At 74.2% G+C, this 22372-nt stretch carries 17 protein-coding genes; 4 read left to right on the top strand and 13 right to left on the bottom strand.

Annotated elements, in window-relative coordinates; translation table 11 throughout:
• Positions 1–72 precede the first annotated feature (72 nt).
• The 8 genes from ICW24_RS15370 to ICW24_RS15335 all read right to left on the bottom strand — a co-directional run bounded on the left by ICW24_RS15370 (position 73) and on the right by ICW24_RS15335 (position 12849).
• Entirely contained in the window at positions 73–1968 is a 1896-nt protein-coding gene (locus ICW24_RS15370) for a hydantoinase B/oxoprolinase family protein (protein ID WP_226346600.1), read from the bottom strand.
• The gene (locus ICW24_RS15365; protein ID WP_226346599.1) at positions 1965–4076 is read right to left on the bottom strand and encodes a hydantoinase/oxoprolinase family protein; all 2112 of its coding nucleotides are present in this window, start codon (positions 4074–4076) and stop codon (positions 1965–1967) included. The genes ICW24_RS15370 and ICW24_RS15365 overlap by 4 nt, the downstream gene beginning before the upstream one ends.
• 152 nt (positions 4077–4228) lie before the next feature.
• On the bottom strand, positions 4229–4939 hold the full coding sequence (locus ICW24_RS15360; protein WP_226346598.1) for an SRPBCC domain-containing protein: 711 nt from the start codon (positions 4937–4939) through the stop codon (positions 4229–4231).
• Positions 4936–7422, bottom strand: a complete 2487-nt coding sequence (gene cutA, locus ICW24_RS15355; RefSeq protein WP_226346597.1) for an aerobic carbon-monoxide dehydrogenase large subunit — start codon at positions 7420–7422, stop codon at positions 4936–4938. Before cutA ends, ICW24_RS15360 begins: the two co-directional genes overlap by 4 nt.
• Positions 7419–8159 carry a (2Fe-2S)-binding protein gene (locus ICW24_RS15350; protein ID WP_226346596.1) on the bottom strand — a complete coding sequence of 247 codons (741 nt, stop codon included), beginning with the start codon at positions 8157–8159 and terminating at the stop codon, positions 7419–7421. The genes cutA and ICW24_RS15350 overlap by 4 nt, the downstream gene beginning before the upstream one ends.
• Positions 8156–9091, bottom strand: a complete 936-nt coding sequence (locus ICW24_RS15345; protein ID WP_226346595.1) for an FAD binding domain-containing protein — start codon at positions 9089–9091, stop codon at positions 8156–8158. Before ICW24_RS15345 ends, ICW24_RS15350 begins: the two co-directional genes overlap by 4 nt.
• Before the next feature lie 102 nt (positions 9092–9193).
• Entirely contained in the window at positions 9194–10804 is a 1611-nt protein-coding gene (locus ICW24_RS15340; protein ID WP_226346594.1) for a uracil-xanthine permease family protein, read from the bottom strand.
• Between the two features lie 284 nt (positions 10805–11088).
• Positions 11089–12849, bottom strand: coding sequence for a PucR family transcriptional regulator (locus ICW24_RS15335; protein ID WP_226346593.1), 1761 nt, complete (start codon positions 12847–12849; stop codon positions 11089–11091).
• Positions 12850–12883: 34 nt separating this feature from the next.
• Between ICW24_RS15335 and ICW24_RS15330 the strand changes: the two genes are divergently transcribed.
• The 4 genes from ICW24_RS15330 (at position 12884) to ICW24_RS15315 (ending at position 18001) form a co-directional block, all read left to right on the top strand.
• Complete coding sequence (locus tag ICW24_RS15330; RefSeq protein ID WP_226346592.1) at positions 12884–14059, top strand: oxamate carbamoyltransferase subunit AllH family protein; 1176 nt, start codon at positions 12884–12886, stop codon at positions 14057–14059.
• Positions 14056–15738 carry an AllF/FdrA family protein gene (locus tag ICW24_RS15325; protein WP_226346591.1) on the top strand — a complete coding sequence of 561 codons (1683 nt, stop codon included), beginning with the start codon at positions 14056–14058 and terminating at the stop codon, positions 15736–15738. The genes ICW24_RS15330 and ICW24_RS15325 overlap by 4 nt, the downstream gene beginning before the upstream one ends.
• Before the next feature lies 1 nt (position 15739).
• Positions 15740–17239: a YlbE family protein gene (locus ICW24_RS15320; protein ID WP_226346590.1), complete on the top strand. Its 1500-nt coding sequence runs from the start codon at positions 15740–15742 to the stop codon at positions 17237–17239.
• Between the two features lie 63 nt (positions 17240–17302).
• A complete protein-coding gene (locus ICW24_RS15315) occupies positions 17303–18001 on the top strand; it encodes a nucleotidyltransferase family protein (RefSeq protein ID WP_226346589.1) in 699 nt (232 codons plus the stop codon).
• A 188-nt stretch (positions 18002–18189) separates the two neighbouring features.
• Here the strand turns inward: ICW24_RS15315 and ICW24_RS15310 are convergent, their stop codons facing one another.
• From ICW24_RS15310 to purH, 5 genes are all read right to left on the bottom strand, one after another.
• Complete coding sequence (locus ICW24_RS15310; protein ID WP_226346588.1) at positions 18190–18327, bottom strand: hypothetical protein; 138 nt, start codon at positions 18325–18327, stop codon at positions 18190–18192.
• A gap of 14 nt (positions 18328–18341) precedes the next feature.
• Entirely contained in the window at positions 18342–19478 is a 1137-nt protein-coding gene (locus tag ICW24_RS15305; protein ID WP_226346587.1) for an APC family permease, read from the bottom strand.
• Between the two features lie 64 nt (positions 19479–19542).
• Positions 19543–20229, bottom strand: coding sequence for a carbon-nitrogen hydrolase family protein (locus ICW24_RS15300; protein ID WP_226346586.1), 687 nt, complete (start codon positions 20227–20229; stop codon positions 19543–19545).
• Between the two features lie 5 nt (positions 20230–20234).
• A complete protein-coding gene (locus ICW24_RS15295; RefSeq protein WP_226346585.1) occupies positions 20235–20495 on the bottom strand; it encodes a hypothetical protein in 261 nt (86 codons plus the stop codon).
• 219 nt (positions 20496–20714) lie between these two features.
• Positions 20715–22364, bottom strand: a complete 1650-nt coding sequence (gene purH, locus ICW24_RS15290; RefSeq protein ID WP_226346584.1) for a bifunctional phosphoribosylaminoimidazolecarboxamide formyltransferase/IMP cyclohydrolase — start codon at positions 22362–22364, stop codon at positions 20715–20717.
• Between the last annotated feature and the right edge of the window lie 8 nt (positions 22365–22372).

Genomic DNA, 22372 nt, shown 5'->3' with positions numbered 1-22372 from the left:
CCAGACCGAACACGGCCCCCACCTCCCGGCGTCCACTAGGGTTCCAGGTTAGCAGCGGAAGGTCGGCCGGGCCTACAACCAGTCGCAGGCCGGGGCGCTCTCGCCGTCGGGGTGCAGGCGCGCGTAGCCGGGGCCGCGATCGAAGAACGGCTCGTCGCCGCTGCGGGCGGCCCGCAGCTCCGCGCGCAGCGCCTCCGAGGCGTCGTGGTCGACGACGGGCTGCCCGCCCTCGCTCGTCGCGACGACGCCGTAGTCGGCGCGGGCCCCGGCGAGGCTGACCTTGCCCCAGCGCAGGTCGCGCTCGACCTCCGTCAGGGGGCGCTCGAGCGGGTCGCCCCAGCCGCCGCCGCCGGTCGTGCGGATGCGGATGACCTCACCGGCGGTCACGGGCTCGGCGTCGGCGAGGGCGTCGATCTCACGCTCGTTCGGTCCGCCCGGGTCGATCGTCACCTGGAACGGCCGGCCCGCCTTGCCGCCCTTGACGCCCCAGCACGCGAGGATCGACCGGTCGGCGATCGACATGAAGTGCGCGTCCTTGAGCATCCGGATGTGCTTCTCGTAGCCGAGGCCGCCGCGGTAGCGGCCCGGGCCGCCGGAGTCGACGGCCAGCCCGAGGCGCTCGACGAGGAACGGGAACCGCGACTCGGTGAACTCGGTCGGCAGGTTGCGGCTGTCGGGCACGACGTGGATCGTGTCCTCGCCGTCGGCGTAGTACCGGCCGCCGGCGCCGCCGCCGAGCACCTCGCGCATGAGGTAGTCGCGGCCGTCGCGGTCGTGGCCGTAGACCCCGGTGTAGCGGATCGTCTCCTGGTCGGCGGGCATCCGGCCGTCGACGGCCTTCGCGACGACCCCGGCGAGCACGCCGAGCAGCCGGAGGATGACGAAGGTCCGGGCGTTCGTCGGGGCCGGGAAGATCGGCGTGAGCAGCGTCCCCTTCTCGGGGAACCGCATCTCGATGAGCGGCACGACGCCCTCGTTGACGTCGAGCTCGGCCATCCGCTCCGGGGTGTCGGCGAGGTTGCGCAGGATCGGCGCGAGCCACTTCTTGAGGAAGTTGCCGTCGGCGTAGTCGCCGCAGTGGTTGATCGGGCCCTTGGCCTGCGGGGCGGTACCGGTGAAGTCGATGACGAGCTTCGGCCCGTCGTCCGGGCCGCCGGTCGAGGTCTTCGTCAGGGTGATCCGCTGCGTGTGCAGCCTCGGCTCGTCGACGCCGTCGTGCTCGGCGTAGTCCTCCCAGACGTACTCGCCGTCGGGGATCTTCGACAGGATCTCGCGGCGGTAGGTCTCGGTCGTCCGGTCGAGGATCGCCTGGAACGCGGCCTCGACGGTGTCGCGGCCGTAGCGCGCGAAGAGCTCGGTGAGCCGGCGGGCGCCCATGAGGCAGGCGGAGCACTCGGCGTCGAGGTCGGCGGCGAGCGAGTCGGGCATCCGGGAGTTGCGCGTCATGATCCGCAGCGCCGCCTGGTTGGGCACGCCGGCGTCCCACAGCTTGATCGGGGGGACCATGAGCCCCTCCTCGAACACGCTCGTCGCGCCCGAGGGCATCGAGCCGGGGCAGCCGCCGCCGATGTCGTCGTGGTGGCCGAACGCCTGGACGAAGCAGACGACCTCGCCCTCGTGGAAGACCGGCACCGTGACGCACAGGTCGGGCAGGTGGCCGATGCCGCCCTCGGACTCGTAGACGTCGTTGTGGAAGAAGACGTCGCCCTCGCGCATGGTCTCGAGGGGGAAGTCGCGGGCCACCGGGTGCACGAGCGCGCTGTAGCTGCGGCCGGTGAGCTTGCGCAGCTGCCGGTCGTGGATGCCGGCGCGGAAGTCGTGGGCGTCGCGGATCATCGGCGAGCGTGACGTCCGGGCGATGGCCGTCTCGACCTCCATCTCGACGGAGGCGAGGGTGCCCTCGACGATCTCGACGACGATCGGGTCGGCCGGCGTGGTCGACGGGTTCGCGGGGGCCTGCGCGGTCATCGGGCCTCCTCCTTGGTCATGACGAGGTTGGCGTACGCGTCGACGCGCACGACGAATCCGGGGTGGATCGGGACGGTGGAGCCGAACTCCTCGATGATCGCCGGGCCGACCACGACGTCGCCGTCCCCGAGGTCGGGGCGGGCGTAGATCGGGGTGTCGACCGGGCCGGTGTCGGCGTCGAAGCAGACGGGCCGGGTGCCGGTGCGGGCGCGTTCCACGCCGCCCTCCCCGGCGGCGATCGTCGGCAGCTCGGGGCGCGTGATCGGGCCGATCCCGGTCACCCTCAGGTTGACCCACTCGACCGGCTGCGTCGCCTGGCCGCGGAAGTCGTAGCCGTACAGCGCGCGGTGCGCGTCGTGGAAGGCGTCCGCGACGTCGGCGGCCGACTCCGTCCCCAGCGGGCCGTCCGGCACGGGCACGCGCACCTCGAAGGCCTGGCCGACGTACCGCAGGTCGGCCGAGCGCTGGGAGGTGTGCCGGTCGCGGGAGAAGCCCTCGACATCGAGCGCCCGGGCGGCCTGTGCCTCGAGGTCGTCGAAGGCGTCCTGGACCGCGGCGAGGTCGAGGGTGTCGGCCTTGCTCACCATCGTCTGCACGTAGTCGTTCTTCACGTCGACGGTGAGCAGCCCGAACGCGGAGACGTTGCCCGGGTCGAGGGGCACGACGACGCCGGCGAGGCCGAGGATGTCGACGAGACGGCACGCGAGCAGGGAGCCGGAGCCGCCGAACGTCGCGAGCATGAAGTCGCGGACGTCGAGGCCGCGCTTGACCGAGATCTGCCGCAGGGCGTTGGCCTGGTTCCACGCGCTGATCTCGAGGATGCCCGTGGCGCAACGGGTCTCGTCGAGGCCGAGCCGCCCGGCGAGCTCGGCGATGCCGGCGCGGGCCGCCTCGACGTCGAGGGGGATCTCGCCGCCGAGCAGGTGCGCCGGGATGCGGCCGAGGACGAGGTGGGCGTCGGTGATCGTCGGCTCGGTGCCGCCCTTGCCGTAGCAGAGCGGGCCCGGGTCGGCGCCGGCCGAGCGGGGGCCGACCTTGAGCGATCCCTCCGGCGAGATCCACGCGATCGAGCCGCCGCCCGCGCCGACGGTGACGACGTCGATCATGGGGATCTTGCTCGGGTAGACCCCGACACTGCCCTCCGTCGTCAGGGTCGGTTCCCCGCCGAGCACGACGGACACGTCGGTCGAGGTGCCGCCTCCGTCGCAGGTGAGGACCTTGTCGAAGCCGGCGAGCCCGCTGACGAGTGCGGCGCCCAGGGCGCCGGCCGCCGGGCCGGACAGGACCGTCGTGATCGGCTGGTTGACGACCTCCTGGGCCGAGAGCACGCCCCCGTTGCTCTTCATGATGTAGAAGCCGGTGCCGGGGGCGAGCTCCTCGAGGCGCTCGGAGATGTTCGCGACGTACTGCCCGACCTTGGGCTTGACGGCGGCGTCGACGAGCGTCGTCATCGACCGCTCGTACTCGCGGTACTCGCGCAGCACCTCGCTGCTCAGCGAGACGATCGCGGCGGGGTGCTCCTGCAGGAGGATCTCGCGCATCCGGCGCTCGTGGGCGGGGTTGGCGTAGGCGTGCAGGAAGTTGACGCCGAGGGTGGTGATCCCCGCCTGGCGGAAGAACCGGGCCGCGGCGCGGGCGTCGTCCTCGTCGAACGGGCGGACCTCGTGACCCTCGAAGTCCATCCGGCCGCGGACGGTCCGCACGAGGTCGGGCGGCACGATGCGGTCGGGCTTGACCCAGAAGTAGGAGTTGCCGTAGCCGTCGGGCACGGCCTGCCGAGCGATCTCGAGGATGAATTCGTAACCCTCGGTCGTGATGAAGCCGAGCCGGTCGACCTTGCCCTCGAGCAGCTGGTTCGTCGCGACGGTCGTGCCGTGGCAGACGGCGCTCACGTCCTGCCCGCTCGCGCCGAGCAGGCGTAGCACCTTGTGCACGCCGTCGATGAACCCGTCGGCCGGGTTGCTCGGCGTGGAGGGCGTCTTCGTCGTCGTCAGGGTGCCGGCGTCCTCGTCGAAGGCGACGACGTCGGTGAACGTGCCGCCCGTGTCGATGCCGATGCGGATGCGTCGCGCCGGGGCCTGCGGGCCGCCGGTCTGGCCGTCTGTCATCTCGTCCTCGCCGTTCGGGGAAGGGGTCGAGTCCGATTCAACCCCGGCCCCGGCGGCGATCCGTCGGCAACCTTCGCCGAAAGCACCGGCGGACCGTCGGCAGGTGGCGGGCTCTCCCACCCGAACCCGCCGAAGGCGCGGCAGAGATCCGCTCAGCGGCGGGTGCCTCGGGCGGCGACCCAGCCGAGCGTGACGCCCGCGAGGGTGCACGCCGCGCCCGTGCCCACGCCGGCGAGGACGACCCAGAACGGCACCTGACCGGGCGTGGCGGGGGTCGGCGCGGCGGCGGGGCGCGGCGTGGTGGGTGCCACGGGGACCTCCTCCGCCGGCGCCTCCTCCGGCGTCGAGGACGCGGGCGCCTCCGACGCCCCGACCGACGCGACAGCGGTCTCGCCCGCGGCGGTCGACTCCGGCGCAGCTCCGCCCCGGGCGATGTCCCGGTCGATGGCGGCGAAGAACTGCGCGGCGACGCGGCGGGCCACCCCGGCGAGCATCCGCTGCCCGACTCCCCCGACGGCGCCGCCGACGATCGCGTCGGCGTCGAAGGCGATGTCGGTCCCGCCGTCGCCGGCCTCGGCGAGCCGCACCGCGACCTTCGCGCCGATCGTGCCGGCCGCGCCCGCCCCGTCGGCCGCGAGGACGAACGACTCGTGCTCGACCTGCTCGGTGAGCGCCACCTTCCCCTCGTAGGTGCCCTTGATCGAGGCCACGCCCATGCTGACGACGAGGTCGTAGGCGTCGTCGCCGGTCCGCCGCAGGCTCTTGACGCCCGGGATCGTGCGCTCCAGCACGCCGGGATCGTGGAACGCGTCCCAGGCGACGGCGACGGGGGCGTCCATGTGGCACGTGCCGGTGATGTTCATCGCTGTCCTTCCGGGACGTCGGGGGCGGCGTCGGAGGTGGCCGAGGCATCCGCCCCACCCCCATCGCGGGCGCCGTGGCGCAGCGACGGGAGGTCGCCGGCGGCGTGGGCGCGGCGCAGCTCCCACAGGTCGTAGGGGCTGATGGGCATGGCGTGGATCGGGAAGCCCTCGGCGTCCTCGATCGCGCTCGCGATCGCGGCGCTCGCGGGGATGGTGCCGGCCTCGCCCGCGCCCTTGATCCCGAGGGGGTTGAGGGGGCTCGGCGTCTCGAGGTGGTCGGTCTCGATGTGGGGCACCTCGGAGGCGAACGGCATGAGGAAGTCCATGAACGAGGCGTTGAGGAGCTGCCCCGACGGGTCGTAGACGAGCTTCTCGTACAGCGCTCCCCCGACGCCCTGGGCGACGCCGCCGTGCACCTGGCCCTCGACGATCGTCGGGTTGATCATGTTGCCGCAGTCGTGGACGACGCAGTAGCGCAGGATGCGGATGTCGGCCGTGTCCGGGTCGGTCTCGACGATCACGGCGTGCATCCCGTTCGCGAACGTCGCGCGCGGCGGCGAGTAGAAGTCCTTGCCCTCCAGGCCGGGCTCCTCGCCGCGGGCCACGGGCGGCGCGTCGGGGTCGGTCGTCGGGCTGCCGAACTGGGTGGCCGCCTTCGCGCTCTCGTCGAAGGCGTACCGCAGGGGGTTGCTCAGCACGGCGACCGTCGCGAGCGGGATCGAGGACCCCGGTCCCCCGCCGCTGCCCCGGACCGAGACGACCCCGTCGACGATCTCGAGGTCGCGGGGGTCGACCTCGAGCACGTCGCCCGCGATGCGCAGGGCCTTCTCGCGGGCCCGCCGGGCGGCGAGCGCGATGGCGTTGCCGCTCATCACGGCGGCGCGGGAGGCGAAGGTGCCGACCGAGTAGCCCATGCGGCGCGTGTCGCCCGTCGTCACGTGCACGTCCTCGACGCGCACGCCGAGCTCGTCGGCGACGATCTGCGCGAAGACGGTCTCGTGCCCCTGACCCTGCGTGGTCAGGCCCGTCGCGACGTTGACGCGCCCCGACGTCTCGATCTGGACGTGACCGCCCTCGTACGGACCGACGCCGGTCCCCTCGACGTAGCAGCCGATCCCGAGCCCGACGCGGCGGCCCTGCGCCCGGGCCTGCTCGCGGTAGGCCTCGAACTCGTCCCAGCCGACGAGCGCCTTGAGCTTGGCGAGGCTCGCCGGGAAGTCGCCCGAGTCGTAGACCGTGGGCCGGCCGTCCTGGAAGAGCAGGCCGACGTCGTAGGGCATCTCGTCGGGGGTGATGAAGTTGCGCTCCCGCACGAGGGTGCGGTCGAGCCCGAGGGCGTCGGCGATCGCGTCGACCGTCCGCTCCATGACGAAGACGCCCTGCGGCCGGCCGGCGCCGCGGTAGGGCGTGACGATGACGGTGTTCGTGTACAGCGACACGTACTCCACGCGGTAGTTGCGCAGCTTGTACGGCCCGACGAGCTGCACGGCGCTGTTCATGGGCACGATGACGCCGTAGGGCAGGTACGCCCCGTGATCGTGCCAGAGCGTGACGTCGAGGCCGAGGATGCGCCCCTCGTCGTCGAAACCGACCGTGGCCCGCTGGAGCTGGCCGCGCTCGTGGGCGGAGGAGACGAAGTGCTCGCGCCGGTCCTCGACCCACTTGACCTTGCGGCCCAGGCGGATCGCGGCCGCGCTGACGCAGACCTCCTCCGGCCACGGGTGGTTGATCTTCACGCCGAACCCGCCGCCGACGTCGGGGACGACGACGTCGACCCGGGCGAGCGGAAGGTCGAGCTTCGCGGCGAGCGCGGCGCGCACCCCCGAGGCCGTCTGCGTGGAGCTGTGCACGGTGAGGTGGCCGGCGTCGGTGTCCCAGGACGCGAGGACGCCCTTGCCCTCCATCGGCATGCAGGCGCTGCGCTGGAAGTCGAGGTCGAGCGTCAGCCGGTGCGGGGCCGACTCGAGCGCGGCGACCGCGTCGCCCACCTCCTGGACGAGCTGGGCGCCGACGTTGCCGGGCGCGTCGGGGTGGACGAGGTCGGCGCCGTCGCGCGCGGCGGCGACGCCGACGACCGCGGGGAGGAACTCGTAGTCGACGCGGATGGCCGCGCAGGCGTCCTCGGCGACGTACCGGTCGGTGGCGACGACCATGGCGACCGGCTCGCCGACGTGGTTGACCTCGTCCCTCGCGAGGGCGTACCCGGTGACGCCGGAGACGATGCTCGGGTGCGGGATGAGCAGCGGCAGAGGGTCGCCCGCGCGGCCGGGCAGGTCCTCGTGGGTCCACACGGCGACGACACCCGCGACGTCGAGCGCCCCCGAGACGTCGATGTCGACGATCCGGGCGTGGGCGTGGGGGCTGCGCACGAACGCGGCCTCCAGCGCCCCCGCGCCGAGGTCGTCGAGGTAGTGCCCGCCGCCGGTGACGAGGCGGGGGTCCTCGCGGCGCGCCACGGGGGCTCCGAACATCTTCGTCGTCATCGCGCCTCCCCGGTCGCCTCGGGCGGGGCCGGCCGCCGCGCCGCCGACGGGTCCGTGTCCGTGTCCCGGTCCGCAGCGCCGGGGGCGTCGGGATCGGCCGCGCCGACGACGTCGCCCGGGCCGGCGCCCGACGCCTGCTCCCCCGCCCGCGCGGTGGTGCCCGAGCGGTGCGGGACGACCTCGTCCACCACCTCGTCGCCGCCCGGCGGGTCGGCCGCGGCCGGTTCGGCCGTCCCGCGGCGCAGCTCGGCGGCGCGGCAGACGGCCTTGACGATGTTCTGGTACCCCGTGCACCGGCACAGGTTGCCCGAGATCGCCTCCCGCGCCTCCTCCGGCGTCGGGTCCGGGTGCTCCTCCAGGTACGCGGTGATCGTCGTGAGGAACCCGGGCGTGCAGAAGCCGCACTGGAGGCCGTGGCAGTCGATGAACGCCTGCTGCACCGGGCCGAGGGCCTCGAGCGTGCCGAGCCCTTCGACGGTGGTGACCTCGTGGCCCTGCGCGCTCGCGGCGAACATGAGGCAGGCCGGGACGGGGCGGCCGTCGAGCAGGACCGTGCAGGCCCCGCACACGCCGTGCTCGCAGCCCACGTGCGTGCCCGTCAGCCCGAGGTCGTGGCGCAGCGCGTCCGAGAGCAGCCGCCGGCCCGGGACGTCGATCCGGTGCTGGGTCCCGTTGACGCGCAGCGTGACGTCCAGCGTCGCCTCCGGGACGGGGTCGCCGAGGTCGGTGTCGGTCATGCCGCTCCTTCCGGGGCTTGGGCTTGGGCTTGGGCTTGGGCGACACCGTCGCCCACCCGCGCGAGGGCGGCGAGGACGACGCGGCGCGTGAGCACGACCGCCAGGTGGCGGCGGTACTCGGCGTCGGCGTGGATGTCGGTCTCGGGTTGCACGTGCCCCGCGACGAGCTCGCCGATCGCGCGGGCCGCCTCCTCGGGCAGCTCGGGCGGTCCCCCGTGGACGGTCACCCCGCGCAGGGCGGGCGTGAGGTCGAGGATGTCGGGCAGGTCGGTGACCGACACGAACGAGGCGCGGCCGCCGGTGACGGCGCCGCCGGCGACCCACAGGCGGACCGCGACGCCGGCGAGGGCGTAGTCGCCGCTGCGGCGGGCGAACTCGTCGTAGGCGTCGACGGTGCCGGCGGGCGGGAGGTCGAAGTGGGCCCGGACGGCGATCTCGTCGGGGCGGAGGCTCGACTCCAGCGGCGCGACGACGAGGTCCGCGGCCTCGATGGTCCGCTCCCCGGTCGCGGACCGGACGTCGACCCGGCCTCCGGTGAGCGCGAGGATCGCGGGCATCTCGCCGTTCGGGTCGGCGTGCACGAGCGACCCGACGGTGGTGCCCCGGTTGCGGATGGCGGGGTGGGCCACGTGGTGGAGGGTCTCGCGCAGGAGCGGGAGCGCCCGGGCGGTCGCCTCGTCGCGTTCGAGGTCGGCGTGGGTGACGAGGGCGCCGACGACGACCGAGCGGTCGGTCACGGTGACGTCGTGCAGGCCGGGGTCGGTCAGCGCCCCGAGGTCGACGAGGTGCTCGGTCTGGGCGAGGCGCATGTTGAGGGCCGGCACGAGGCTCTGCCCGCCGGCGAGCACCTTCGCGTCGTCGAGGCGACGGAGGAGCTCGACGGCCTCGGCGAGCGTGGCGGGGGCGTGGTACTCGAAGGGAGCCGGCTTCACCCGCATCATCCTTTCCTGCGCGCCCGCGGACGGGGTTGGTGCACACCTGACGGGAGCGGACGGACCCCTTCGTCATCTGCTGACGAAGGGGGCCCGCCGCGCTCACCGCTGCTCGTCGGGGTAGATCTCGTCGTGGTAGGTCCCGTCGCGGCGGGCCTGCCCCCGGGGCGTGTCGTCGCGGTGGACGTCGTCACGGTGGACGTCGTCGCGCCGGACCTGGTCCGGGTCTCCTTCTCGGCCGACCTCGGGCACTGCCTCGTGGCGACCCCGGCCCCGCACGCCGTGGTCCCGCTCGAGCCCGAGCCGGTCGAGGTCGTGGCTGCCGGAGGCGTCGACGACGAGCCCGGCCCCGTCGGCGCGGCGGCGCAGGTCGGCGGGGGCGAGGGCTCGCGCGAGGTGGTAGGCGAGAACGGTCACCAGGGTGCCGAACGCGATGCCCGAGAGCGCGAACGTGGGCGTGACCTGCAACGACGTGTCACCGATGGCGATGATGATGCCCGCGGCGACCGGCACGAGGTTGAGCGGGTTCGCGAAGTCGACCCGGTTCTCCTTCCAGATCTTCGCGCCGAGCAGGCCGATCATGCCGTAGAGCACGACGGTGATGCCGCCGAGCACACCGCCCGGGGTCGCCGACACGACGGCCCCGAACTTCGGGGAGAGCCCGAAGAGGATCGCGGTGAGGGCGGCGACGTAGTACGCGGCAGTGGAGTAGACACGCGTGCTCGCCATGACGCCGATGTTCTCGGCGTACGTCGTCGTCGGCGACCCGCCGACGCTCGTGGCGATGACGGTGCCGACGCCGTCGGCGAACAGCGCCCGGCCCATGTCCCCGTCGAGGTCCGTCTTCGTCATCTCGGCGACCGCCTTGACGTGACCGACGTTCTCGGCGACGAGGGCGATGACGGCCGGCAGGACGAGGAGCACGAAGCCGACGTTGAACGCCGGGAGGTGCCACCCCACGACGTTCGCGGCGGCGTCGGTGGCCGGCGGGAAGCCGAACCACGGCGCGGCCTGCACCCCGCTCCAGTCGACGCGCCAGTGGGTGTCGACCTTGTCGAGCGTCGCGTTGTACGCGGTGATCTGGCCGAAGACGCGGTCGAAGACCCACGAGAGGACGTAGCCGAGCAGGAGCCCGAGGAAGATCGAGACCCGGCCGAGGAAGCCGCGCAACCCGACGCTCATCGCGATGACGGCGATCATGACGATGAGGCCGATCCACTGGTCCTGCGGCCAGTAGACGTTCGCGACGACGGGCGCGAGGTTGAACCCGATGAGCATGACGACGGCGCCGGTGACGACGGGCGGCAGCACCTTGGTGAGCACGGCGGCGCCGGCGATGTGGATGAACACGCCGACGGCCGCGAGCACGAGCCCGGAGACGAGGATGGCGCCCGTGACGTGCGCCGGGGTGCCGCCCTGGGCCTTGATCGCGACGACCCCGCCGACGAAGGCCGCCGACGTGCCGAGGTAGCTGGGGATCCGGTTGCGCACGATGAGCAGGAAGCAGATCGTGGCGATGCCGCTCATCATGATCGCGAGCTGCGGGTTGAGCCCCATGATGAGCGGGAACACGAACGTCGCCCCGAACATCGCGACGACGTGCTGCATGCCGAGACCGACCGTGCGGCCCCAGCTCAGGCGCTCGTACGGGGCGACGACGTCGTCGGGGCCGAGGGTCTTGCCGTCCCCCTTGAGGGTCCATCCGATGGCCACGTCGGCCTCCTGAGCCTCGTGCGAGGGCGTCCACCGGGCGGGGGCCGCCGCGCGTCCGCCCCGTTCGGGGACGCCGCGTTGGTGGAACGGTAGGGCCTGCCCCGCGCCCACTTGATCAGCACATGCCGACGAGCCCGGATCGTTGCGGTTGGCACATTCGCGCAGGCGTGCCGGCGTCGGCGGTGGCGCCGTGTCGCGGTACCGCGATGACGCGGTGAGACCGTGAGGCCGTGGCCCGGCACGACGACCGGCCCGCCGGCCGCCACCCTCGGGTCGTGACCGGCTCAGAGCCCGCGCATGTGAATGACCTGCAGCGCGAGCGCCAGCGTGAGGCGGAGGTGGGGGTCGGTCGTGAAGGGGCCGACCATGCGCTCGAGCTTGCCGATGCGGTAGCGCAGCGTGTTGTAGTGGAAGTGCAGCTCCCGGGCCGTCTCCGCGACGTTGAGGTTGTTCGCGAGCAGCACCTCGAGGGTGTGCCGCAGGTCGACGATCTCCGGCTGGTCGTCGGCGGCGAGGTCGCCGAGGGTCTCGGCGACGTAGCCGCGCAGCTCGGCGGAGTCGGGCACGAGCGAGAGCAGCCGGAACACCCCGAGTCCGTCGAAGTGCGTGACCGCCTGCGGCCCGGACACGCGTCGGCCGACCGCCACGGCCTTGCGGGCCTGGTCGTAGGCGGTCGGCAGCTCGCCCACGGCGGCGATGTCGCGGGACACGCCCACCGAGAAGGCGCGTCGCCCGCCCCCGCCGAGGCCCCGCACGGCGCGGACGAGGTCGTCGACGAGACCCATGACGGCGTCCCGGCCCGACCCGCCGCCCGTCGGCGCGCAGCCGAGCACGGCGACGACGTCGTGGCCGAGGCCGACGACGGCGGCGCCCGGGTCGCGGGCGGCGACGCACTGCGTCCACGCCTGCCCGAACCGCTGCTGCGCGGCGCGCTCACCGGCGGGGTCGACGTCCTCGGCCCCGTCCTCGAGGCGGGCGACGACGACGGCCAGCGGGCGGTTGAGGTCCCAGCCGAGGGAGCGCGCGTGCTCCACGACGCGGGCGTCGGGACCGGCCCGGCCTGCGAGGGCGTCGCGCAGGAAGTCGGCCTGGTACTTGCTCTCGACCGCGGTGACCGCCTGCGCCTTGGTGAGCACGAGCGCGGCCACGGCGGCGGACCGCTCGACGAGGTGGGCCTCCTCCGCGCCGAGCACCGCGTCGGCCACGACGACGAGCCGGCCGTGGTCGTGGCGGCCGCCCGCGACGCGGGCCACGACGATCGACCCGCCGCCCGGCAGGGGCCGACAGCCGACGGGTTGGGACTCGACGAGGAAGCGACCCGAACGGTCGAAGGCGTGCAGGTCGGTGAGACGGGCGACGATGGCGTCGGCGGACTCGCCGCCGCCGGGGCCCCGGCTCGGCGCGCCGTGCTGCTCGGCCGCGGCGATGACCCGACCGTCGATGCTCGTGACGAGGGCCGTCCCGCCGAGGTCGTCGGCCAGGCCGGCGCACACCCGGCCCAGGTCGCCGCCGCCGACGACGAGGTCGACGAGCGAGCTGAGCATGGCCTCGCTGCGGGCGAGCATCTCGGCGCGGCGGTGCAGGACGGTGGCGAGGACGCCGTTGATGACGTCGTCGAACCCCACACCGTCGGGCAGGAGCACGACCGGCAGACCGCACGCGTCGGCCTCGGCGAGCATCTGCGGCGGCAGTTCGTCGAGGTAGCGGCCGAGCTTGACCCCGATCGCCGCCAGACCCCGGCCGTCGAGCTCCCGCACGAGGCCCACGAGCGCCTCGGGCTCCTGCCGCAGCGGATAGCCGGTCGTGAGCATGAGCTCGCCGGCCCGCACCCACGGCAGGATGTCCGGGACCTCCATGACGTTGAGCCGACTGACCCGCCGCCCCGACCCCGTCGACCCGGCGACGACGCGGGCCCCGGCGAGCACGTCGAGGCGGAGGACCTCCGCGACGGTCAGGCCGGGCGGGAGGTCGACGTCGGGACGGGACAGGGCGGCGCTTGGCAACGTCTGACCTGTCGGCCCGGCTGCGTTGGCAACTTCGACCATGCAGGGCAGTCTAGGGCGGGCATAGCGTCGCGCTGTGGTGATCACCGCTTCCCCCACCGCCACCGGTCCGGCCCCTCGCGGCCCGGCCCGCGACGGTCGCATCGGGCCCGCCGGCCACGCGGGCCCCACCTCCGTCTCGGCCCCGCCCGCCCCGATCGGCGCACCACCGGTGACGCCCGTCGCGGTCTCCTCCCTCGTCATCGACATCCTCGCGGCGCCGACGATGCGGAACGCCCGGGTGCTCGGCGCGGTGCCCCGGTGCCTGTACCTCCTCGTGCCCGCCGCCACCGACGGTGCCACCGACGGCGCCGGCCGTCGCGGGGCCCGCGACGTCGTCGTCCCGGTCGTCACCGGCGACGGCCTCGCGCTCCCCCACGCGGTCCGGTTGCCCACCGCCGCTGGTCGTCACGGCGGACACGGCGGACGCCTCGACCACGGCGGTGACCGGCGCCACGGCGGGTGGGGGGTGGTCGCCGGGGACACGGTGCGGGTGGGCGACGGACGCATCGACCTGCCCGACACGACTCTGCTCGCGGCGCGCACGTGGCGGCCCGCCCGAGTCGTGCGCGTCGACGACGAGCGCGACGGGACACACCGAGCGTCCGACGGAGCCGAGCTCGTCGTCGGGGCGGCCGCGGGCGACGCGCGCTCGCTGCTCGCGCGCCCCGACCGTCCGGCTGCGCTCGTCGCGGCCGCCCGACGTCTCGCCCGGTGCGTGTTCGCCGGGCCCGACCCCGCGGGCGTGGACGAGCTCGAGGCGGCCCTGCTCCCGCTCGTCGGGTGGGGACCCGGCTCGACGCCGAGCGGGGACGACGTCGTCGCCGCCACCGCTCTGGTGGCGTGGGCGCTCGGCGTCCCCGCGAGCGGCGACGTCGCGGGTCCGGGAACGCCTGCCCCCCTCGCGTCGGCGTGGGCGCGGCTCGCGGACCGCACGAGCACCCTGTCGGCGTCCCTCGTCCAGGCCGCCCTCGCCGGCTACGCGGTCCCCGAGCTCGTCACGCTCGTCGACGCGCTCGTCGCGCGCCCACCGGCGCCGGATCGGCACGTCGCCGGACTCGTCGCCCGCGTCGCGGCGTTCGGGCACACCTCCGGCGGCGACCTCCTGCTCGGCCTCGCCCAGTCGCTCGCGGCGGTCTCCCGCCGTGCCCCCGGAGCGGCCGACTCCCCGCACGACGACCTCCACGTCACCGACGAAAGGACCGCGCGATGACCGACCACGTCGAGGTACGGCGGGGCAGCTACGCCGACTCCGTCAGCCTCATGCAGGTCACCCAACGGGTGCGCGACGCGGGCGGCGTCCGGGCGGCTGTCGTCGCCATGGCCACCCCGCTCAACGTCGAGGTGCTCGCCGACCTCGGGTTCGAGCCCGGTGACGCCGGGCCGAACGACCTCGTCGTCGCGATCCGCGGCGAGGACGCCGAGGGGATCGCGGCGGGGATCGCCGCTCTCGAGGCGGGACTGGCCGCGCTGGCGCGGGCGTCGGCGGGGGCCGGGGGCTTCGGGCCCGCCGAGCCGGCGCGCACGACGGCGTCGGCCTTCCGGCGCGACCCGGACGCGACCCTCGGGTTCGTGTCGGTGCCGGGCCCGGGCGCGTTCGCCGAGGCGAGCGACGCGATCGCCGCCGGTCGCAGCGTCATGGTGTTCTCCGACAACGTGGACCTCGAGGCCGAGATCGCGCTCAAGGCGGCCGCCGCGGAAGCCGGCGTCCTCGTCATGGGCCCGGACTGCGGCACGGCCCTCGTCGGCGGGGTCGCCCTGGGGTTCGCCAACCGGGTGCGCGCCGGCTCGATCGGGCTGGTCGCCGCCTCGGGCACGGGCGCCCAGCAGGTCATGTGCCTGCTCGACGCGGCGGGCGCGGGCGTGAGCCATTGCCTCGGGCTCGGCGGGCGCGACCTCGGGGCCCGGGTGCGCGGCGCCTCGGCCCGGACGGCGCTCGCGGCCCTCGCGGCGGACCCGGCCACCGACCGCGTCGTCGTCGTGTCCAAGCCCGCCGACCCGCAGGTCGTCGCGGAGGTCGAGGCCCTGGCGGACGGGCTCGGCGTCCCCGTCCACTGGATCACGCTCGGCCCGGGCCGCCCCGACCTCACCGCCGGGGTCGAGGAGGTCCTGACCGCCGCCGGCCTCGGCGTGCCGACGTGGCCCACGTGGTCGCCGTCCACCGCCTCCGCCGCCGCCCCCGACGCGGCGCCCTCCGACGCGCCCCCCGGCCCGGCCCAGCCGGCCGACCCGCGGGGCGCGGCCGACGCATCCGAAGCCGCCGACGACCCGATCGGCGCGACGGCCCATCCGCTGGGTGCGGCCGACACGTCCGCAGCCCCCTTCGACCCGGCGAGCCCCGCCGACCCGGCGAGCCCAGCCGACGGACCGTACCTGCGTGGCCTCTACTGCGGCGGCACGCTCGCCGACGAGGCGATGCTCATCGCGGCCGAGACGCTCGGGCCCATCCGCTCGAACATCCCGCTCGCCGACGAGCAGCGCCTCTCGGGCCGGGCGGCCTCCATCGGGCACGTCGTCGTCGACTTCGGGGACGACGAGCTCACGGCGGGCAGGCCGCATCCGATGATCGATCCGGGCCTGCGGCTCGAGCGCATCGCCGCCGAGGCCGCCGACCCCACCTGCGGCGTGCTCCTGCTCGACCTCGTCCTCGGGTACGGCGCACACCCCGACCCCGCGCCCGCCCTCGCCGCCGCGATCACCGACGCCCGCGCCGTCGCCGCGGACCAGGGGCGCGACCTGCCCGTCGTCGTCGCCCTCGTCGGCGCCGCCGACGACCCCCAGGGCCTGGAGGCGACCGGGCGCGCCCTCGCCGACGTGGGCGCCCACGTCTTCGCCTCGAACGCGCACGCCACGCGCCACGCGCTGCGCCTGCTCACCCGGAAGGACGGCTGACATGACCGACTCCCACGGCCGCGGCACCGACGCTCCCCTGGCCGACCTCCTGCGCACCGACCCCCGCGTCGTCACCGCCGGCGCCGACCTGCTCGGCCAGGCGCTGCGCGACCAGGCCGTGCCCGTCACCGAGGTCGACTGGCGGCCCCCGCTCCTCGGCGAGGACGGCGAGGACCGCCTCGGCGAGGACCGAGCGGGGCGCACGTACCGCGCGCTGCGGACCGTGCTCGGCGACGCGCGCCGGACCGTGGCGAACGCCCGCGCGCTGGAGCGCATGTGCGCCGCCGGCTCCGAGCTCGTCGCGATCCGCCCGGCCTCCGAGGTCCTCGGCCTGGAGAAGGGGCAGTTCCTGCACGCCGGCCCGCCGCTGGAGTGGGAGCGCGCGTCGGGGCCGATGCGGGGCGCGCTGATCGGGGCCACGGTGTTCGAGGGCATCGCCGACACCCCGGAGGAGGCCGAGCGGCTGCTCGCGTCCGGGTCGTTGGAGTTCGAGCCGTGCCACCACCGCGACGCCGTCGGGCCGATGGCGGGCGTCGTGTCGCCCTCGATGTGGATGTTCGAGCTGCGCGACCCCGTGCACGGGAACACGTCGTACTGCTCGCTCAACGAGGGGCTCGGCAAGGTGCTGCGGTACGGCGCCTACGGGCCGGAGGTGCAGACGCGCCTGCGGTGGATGGCCGACGTCCTCGGGCCGGTGCTCTCGCGGGCCGTGGCGGCGCACGGGAGCGTCGACGTCGCCGCGATCGTCGCGCAGATGGTGCAGATGGGCGACGAGGGGCACAACCGCAACCGCAGCGCGACGCTCATGTGGCTGCGCGACCTGCTGCCCGACCTGGTCTCGCTCGGGGTCGACGGAACCGATCTCGCGGACGTCGTCCGCTTCGTCGGCGCCAACGACCACTTCGCCCTCAACCTCGTCATGCCGACGTGCAAGCTGGCGATGCTCGCCGCCGCCGACATCGAGGGGTCGTCGATGGTGACGGTCATGGCGCGCAACGGCACCGACTTCGGCATCCAGACGGCGGGGACGGGCCGCGAGTGGTTCACGGGTCCGGCGAACCGGCCGGAGGGGCTCTTCCTCGGCGACTTCGGGCCCGACGACGCCAACCCCGACATCGGTGACTCCGCCATCACCGAGACCGCGGGCATCGGCGGGTTCGTCATGGCCGCGGCGCCCGCGATCGTCCGGCTCGTGGGCGGCGACGTCGACTTCGCCCTCGCCGCGACCCGCCGCATGTACGAGATCACGCTCGGCGAGCACCCGCGGATCCAGGTGCCCATCCTCGAGTTCCGGGGTGCGCCGGCCGGGATCGACGTCACGCAGGTCGTGCGCACCGGCATCCTGCCGCAGATCAACACAGGCATGGCCGGCGCCGTCGCCGGGACGGGGCAGGTGGGCGCGGGCCTCGTCACCCCTCCGGAGCGCTGCTTCACCGCGGCCCTCGACGCCCTCGCGTCCCGGGCGACGCCCGGGGCGGAGGTCGGCGCCGTCCGGGCCTGACCGGCGTCGCACCCCGTGCCGTCCGGAGCGCCCTGTCCTGCGCGGGCGGGCACACTGGGAGCCATGTCGGAACGCGGACCCATCGCCGTGGGGGTGCTCCTCGCCGCCGGGGCAGGTCGGCGGATGGGCTCACCCAAGGGCCTCCTGCGTCACCCCGACGGCACGCCGTGGGTGGCACGGGCCCTCGACGTGTTGATCGACGGTGGCTGCGACCGGGCCGTGCTCGTCGTCGGTGCCGCCGGCGACGACGTGACGGCCCTGGCCCGCCGGGCCCACCACCGCGACCGCGTCGACGTGGTCGAGGCGCCCGACTGGGCCGACGGCATGGGCGCCTCCCTGCGTGCGGGTCTCGCCGCCGCGGCCGGCCTCCCGCCGGGCGCACCGCACCTGGCAGGACGCAGTGGGACGCGAACCGCTACCCGGGGCGCGGGGATCGGTCCCGGACTCGTCGAAGGCACGGGGACCGATGGCGCCCCCGGGATTGCGCTCGTGCACCTCGTGGACCTGCCCGACGTCGGCGCCGACTGCGTGGCCCGAGTCCTCGCGGCCGCGTCCGACGAGACCGCCCTCGCCCGGGCCTGGTTCGCCGGGCGCCCCGGGCACCCGGTCGCCCTCGGCCGTCGGCACTGGGGCGAGGCGAGGTCCGCCGCCCGCGGCGACCGTGGGGCCCGCGACTTCCTCTCCGCCGCAGACGTGCTCGCCGTCGACTGCACGGACCTCGCCGGCGGCGGCGACGTCGACCTCCCCTCGCCGCCCGGCTGAGCAACCATGCACGCGGGCAGACCGACCGGCCGTGCCGCAGATCGAAGAACCGTACCGACGACATCGACAGCTCCGCGTTCAGCATCGCCGCAGGTCACCGGCCTGACGCTCTCACGGTGGCCGCGCCGATGTCGTCGGTACGGTTCTTCAGCCCCGGGGACATGCGCCCGCAGGGTCCCTGCCTGCTCTCACTCCTCGAACTCGAGCTCGGGGGGCGGCGTCCGGAAGCCCCTCGTCAGCACGGTCAACCACACGACGCCGAGGACGGTCCACACGCCACCGAGCACGAGAGCGTGGACGTCGAGATGGCTGAACAGCCAGGCCACGACCGCCGATCCGATCAGGGCGCGACGACCCAGCCGAGGACCGTTCCCCGGGCAGGAGTGCCGCGGTCGCGCCACCACTGGGCGACGACACTGACGTTGACGAACGCGAACGCCGTGAAGGCACCGAAGTTGATGAACGACGTGGAGGCGCTGGCCGTGAGGAACAACGCGAGCGTTCCGACGGCCCCGGTGATGAGCAGGTTGACGACGGGAGTGCCCCACCTCGGGTGCAACCGTCCGAAGACGGCCTTGGGCAGGACGCCGTCGCGTCCCATCGCGTACATGAGCCGGGCGCCGGCCGCCTGGATGGGGACGCCCGCCGTGAACTTGGCGAGGATGACCATGGTGAGGAACACCGCGGCGAACAGGTCGCCACGGATGAGGCGTGCGATGTCCAGGGCCGCCGCGTCCGGGTCGTCGAAGACACCGCCCGGGTGGACGAGCTGGACGACGAACGCGACGGCCACGAAGACGAGGCCGGCGCAGAGTGCGGTGAGGACGATGGCCCTCGGGATGGTGCGCCGGGCGTCGCGCGCTTCCTCCGCGAAGGTCGACACCGCGTCGAAGCCGATGAACGAGTAGGCCGTCAGGGCGGCGCCGGCCGACACCGCCGCGACCGTCGTCGTCGGGTTCCAGAACGGCTCGATGGTGACCCCGCTCCCGTCCGGAGAGAGCACCCGGCGCAGGTACAGGACGACGAACAGGCCGAGCACGAGGAACTGGGCCGAGATGAGGACCACGTTGACCCGGGCCGCCATCGTGATGCCACGGACGTTCAGCCCCGTCGTCAGCACGATGAACAGGGCCACGAAGACCCACGCGGGCACCTCGGGGAACTGAGCCGTGAGGTAGGCGGAGCCGTACAGCCACACCACCATCGGCAGGAACAGGTAGTCGAGCAGGACGGCCCAGCCCACGAGGAAGCCGACCCGTGAGTCGATCGCCCGTCGGGCGTAGGCGTACGCCGACCCCGCCACCGGGTAGCGACCCGCCATCTTCGCGTAGCTCAGCGCCGAGAAGAGCATGGCGACCGTGGCCACCGCGTACGCCGCCGCCAGCGTGCCGCTGCTGGCCTCCGAGAACGCGCCGAAGGTGGTGAGGACGATGAACGGTGTCGTGTGTACGCCAGCCCGAGGAGGACGATCGGCCACAGGGTGAGCCGACCGGTCGGCGACGCCGACGACGAGGCGGTGGCGGATCCGTCCGCCGGGCGGGTCACGACGACCTCCGGCCGCCCGAAACGGACGGGTCCTCGCCCCGCAGCGACGCCGGTGTCCACGTCGCGGGGTCGATCCGCCCTCCGCAGACGGGCAGGTCGACGACCGGGTCCCCCGGTCCCAGCTGATGCCAGATCCGGTTGAGCGCGCACGTGCCGAACTCCCGGACCGTGCGGACCGCCCCGAGGTCGAGGGCGTCCGTGAGCACGGCCGGGTTCTCGCTGGGGGCCATGAACCGGACCACGCCCTCGGGGTCCACGAGCAGGGAACGCCCCACCCCGGACGGGGCGGCCGCGTTGAGGCTGAGGACGAACACCTGGTTGGTGATGGCCGCGGCCCGGGCGAGGACGATCTCCTGCTCGCGGTCTCGCGTCGAGGTCTGGGTGGGGATGACGATGAGCTCCGCCCCCGACCAGGCGAGTTGCCGGGCGATCTCGGGGAACCACAGGTCGTAACAGATGGCGAAGCCCACCCGCCCGAATCCCGCCAGCTCGACGACCGGCAGGTCGACGCCCATCTCGAACGGCTCGAACGGGCGCCACGGGAAGATCTTCCGATAGACGCAGGTCAGCTCCCCGTCCGGGCCGACGAGGACGGTCGTGTTGTGGACGCCCCCGCCGGGTGCGGACTCGGGAACCGTACCCGGCACGAGCCACACCCCGAGATCCCGCGCGACCTCCCGCACGGCGGTCAGCCGGGCAGGACCGCCTCGTCGAGCAGGCCGCGCAGGGCCCGCGGACCGTCGAGCGGCTCCGCCAGCCGGTCGAACTCGGCGGCACGCGCCGCGGGGGTCCCGTTCACCCGGGTCAGGTGGTACTCGGGGAGCACGACCAGCCGCGTGCGGGGGAAGTCCTCCAACAGCTCCGACAGGTCGGCCTGCAGCCCGTCGACCGCCCCCTCGGGCGGACGGGCCGCCGCCTGCCAGGCCAGAAGGCCGATCACCGAACCCATGCGTACTCCCCGGATGTCGACGGTCCGCGGTGCCCGGCCGATGCGCTCCGGGCCGCGGGCAGGATGCGCCGACCCTACCCACGGCCTCGACGGGATGCGCGAGCGCCGCTGTCTCCGGCGTAGACCGGGCGAGTCACCGTCCTGGTGCGCACCTCGGCGGGTCCGCTCATGCCTGCGGTCGCGCTCACTCCGACTCGCACACTCGCCTACGTTCGCCGCTCAATGCGCGAAGTGCCGGGTTCCCGTGAAGTACAGCGTCACGCCGGCGGCGCGGGCGGCCTCGATGACCTCGTCGTCGCGCACCGAACCGCCCGGTGCGACGACCGCGCGCACGCCCGCGTCGAGGAGGATCTGCAGGCCGTCGGCGAAGGGGAAGAAGGCGTCGGAGGCCGCCACCGCGCCCCGCGCCCGCTCCTGGCCGGCCCGCGAGACCGCGAGGCGGCACGAGTCGACGCGGTTGACCTGGCCCATGCCGATGCCGACGGAGGCGCGGTCCTTCGCGAGCAGGATCGCGTTCGACTTCACCGCGCGGACCGCCTTCCACGCGAAGCCGAGGTCGTTGAGCGTCGCGTCGTCCGGGGACGGGCCGGCGACGAGGGTCCAGTACAGGGGCGCGTCGCCGTGGCCGGCGGTCGGCTTGTCGTCCTCGCCCGGCTCGAGCACGGCGTCGACGAGGTCGCGCTGCTGCATGAGGAGGCCGCCGCTGATCGAGCGGGTCTCGACGCCACCCCGCGGCGGCGCCGGGCACTCCAGGAGGCGGATGCTCTTCTTGGCCGTGAGGATCTCGACGGCCCCCGGCGCGAACGACGGCGCGATGACGACCTCGGTGAAGATGTCCTTGACCGTCTCCGCCATCGCCGCGTCGACCTCGCGGTTCGTCGCGATGATGCCGCCGAAGGCGCTGACCGGGTCGCAGGCGTGGGCGCGGGCGTGCACCGCCGCGATGCCCTCGTCGGCGCTACCGACGGCGATGCCGCACGGGTTGGCGTGCTTGACGATCGCGACCGTGGGCACGTCGCCGTGGTCGTAGGCGGCGCGCACCGCGGCGTCCCCGTCGACGTAGTTGTTGTAGCTCATCGCCTTGCCGTGAAGCTGACGCGCCTGCGCCAACCCCGGCCCCCCGAAACGGGCCTCGTACAGGGCCGCGCGCTGGTGCGGGTTCTCGCCGTAGCGCAGCACGTCGAGGCGGGAGTAGGAGCCGCCGATCCAGGCGGGAAACCCGGTGCCCTCGCTCGTGTCGGCGTACCCGCCCGACATCCACGAGGCGACGGCGATGTCGTAGGCCGCGGTGTGTGCGAACGCCTGCGCGGCGAGCCGCTTGCGGACCTCGAGCGAGAACCCGCCACCCGCGACGGCCTCCAGGGCCGCGGCGTACTGGTCGGGCGAGGTGAGCACCGCGACGCTCGGGTGGTTCTTCGCGGCCGCCCGCACCATCGAGGGCCCGCCGATGTCGATCTGCTCGACGCACTCGTCGGGGCTCGCGCCCGAGGCGACGGTGTCGGCGAACGGGTAGAGGTTGACGACGACGAGCTCGAACGCCGCGATGCCGAGGTCGGCGAGCTGGGCCACGTGGTCGGGCTTGCGCGTGTCGGCGAGGATCCCGGCGTGCACCTTCGGGTGCAGCGTCTTCACGCGCCCCTCGAGGCACTCGGGGAAGCCGGTGAGGTCTTCGACTCGGGTGACGGGGAGGCCGAGCGCGGCGATCGCCTTCGCGGACCCGCCGGTGGAGACGAGTTCGACGCCGGCGTCGTGCAGGCCGTGCACCAACTCGTCGAGGCCGGTCTTGTCGTACACGGAGACGAGCGCACGCCGCACGGGGCGACGGCCCTCGCTCTGCTCGGGTGCGGCGGTTACGGGCTGGTCGGACATGACTCTCC

It is taken from the genome of Agilicoccus flavus, from assembly GCF_014857905.1.
Lineage (GTDB): Bacteria > Actinomycetota > Actinomycetes > Actinomycetales > Dermatophilaceae > Agilicoccus > Agilicoccus flavus.
The sequence above is the reverse complement of the archived record's forward strand: the minus strand, read 5'-3'. Positions and strand labels throughout refer to the sequence as shown.

Coding starts and splice junctions, on each gene's coding strand:
- ICW24_RS15370 (WP_226346600.1), bottom strand. CDS start 1,968: ATGACCGCGCAGGCCCCCGCGAACCCGTCGACCACGCCGGCCGACCCG.
- ICW24_RS15365 (WP_226346599.1), bottom strand. CDS start 4,076: ATGACAGACGGCCAGACCGGCGGCCCGCAGGCCCCGGCGCGACGCATC.
- ICW24_RS15360 (WP_226346598.1), bottom strand. CDS start 4,939: ATGAACATCACCGGCACGTGCCACATGGACGCCCCCGTCGCCGTCGCC.
- cutA (WP_226346597.1), bottom strand. CDS start 7,422: ATGACGACGAAGATGTTCGGAGCCCCCGTGGCGCGCCGCGAGGACCCC.
- ICW24_RS15350 (WP_226346596.1), bottom strand. CDS start 8,159: ATGACCGACACCGACCTCGGCGACCCCGTCCCGGAGGCGACGCTGGAC.
- ICW24_RS15335 (WP_226346593.1), bottom strand. CDS start 12,849: ATGGTCGAAGTTGCCAACGCAGCCGGGCCGACAGGTCAGACGTTGCCA.
- ICW24_RS15325 (WP_226346591.1), top strand. CDS start 14,056: ATGACCGACCACGTCGAGGTACGGCGGGGCAGCTACGCCGACTCCGTC.
- ICW24_RS15320 (WP_226346590.1), top strand. CDS start 15,740: ATGACCGACTCCCACGGCCGCGGCACCGACGCTCCCCTGGCCGACCTC.
- ICW24_RS15315 (WP_226346589.1), top strand. CDS start 17,303: ATGTCGGAACGCGGACCCATCGCCGTGGGGGTGCTCCTCGCCGCCGGG.
- ICW24_RS15295 (WP_226346585.1), bottom strand. CDS start 20,495: ATGGGTTCGGTGATCGGCCTTCTGGCCTGGCAGGCGGCGGCCCGTCCG.
- purH (WP_226346584.1), bottom strand. CDS start 22,364: ATGTCCGACCAGCCCGTAACCGCCGCACCCGAGCAGAGCGAGGGCCGT.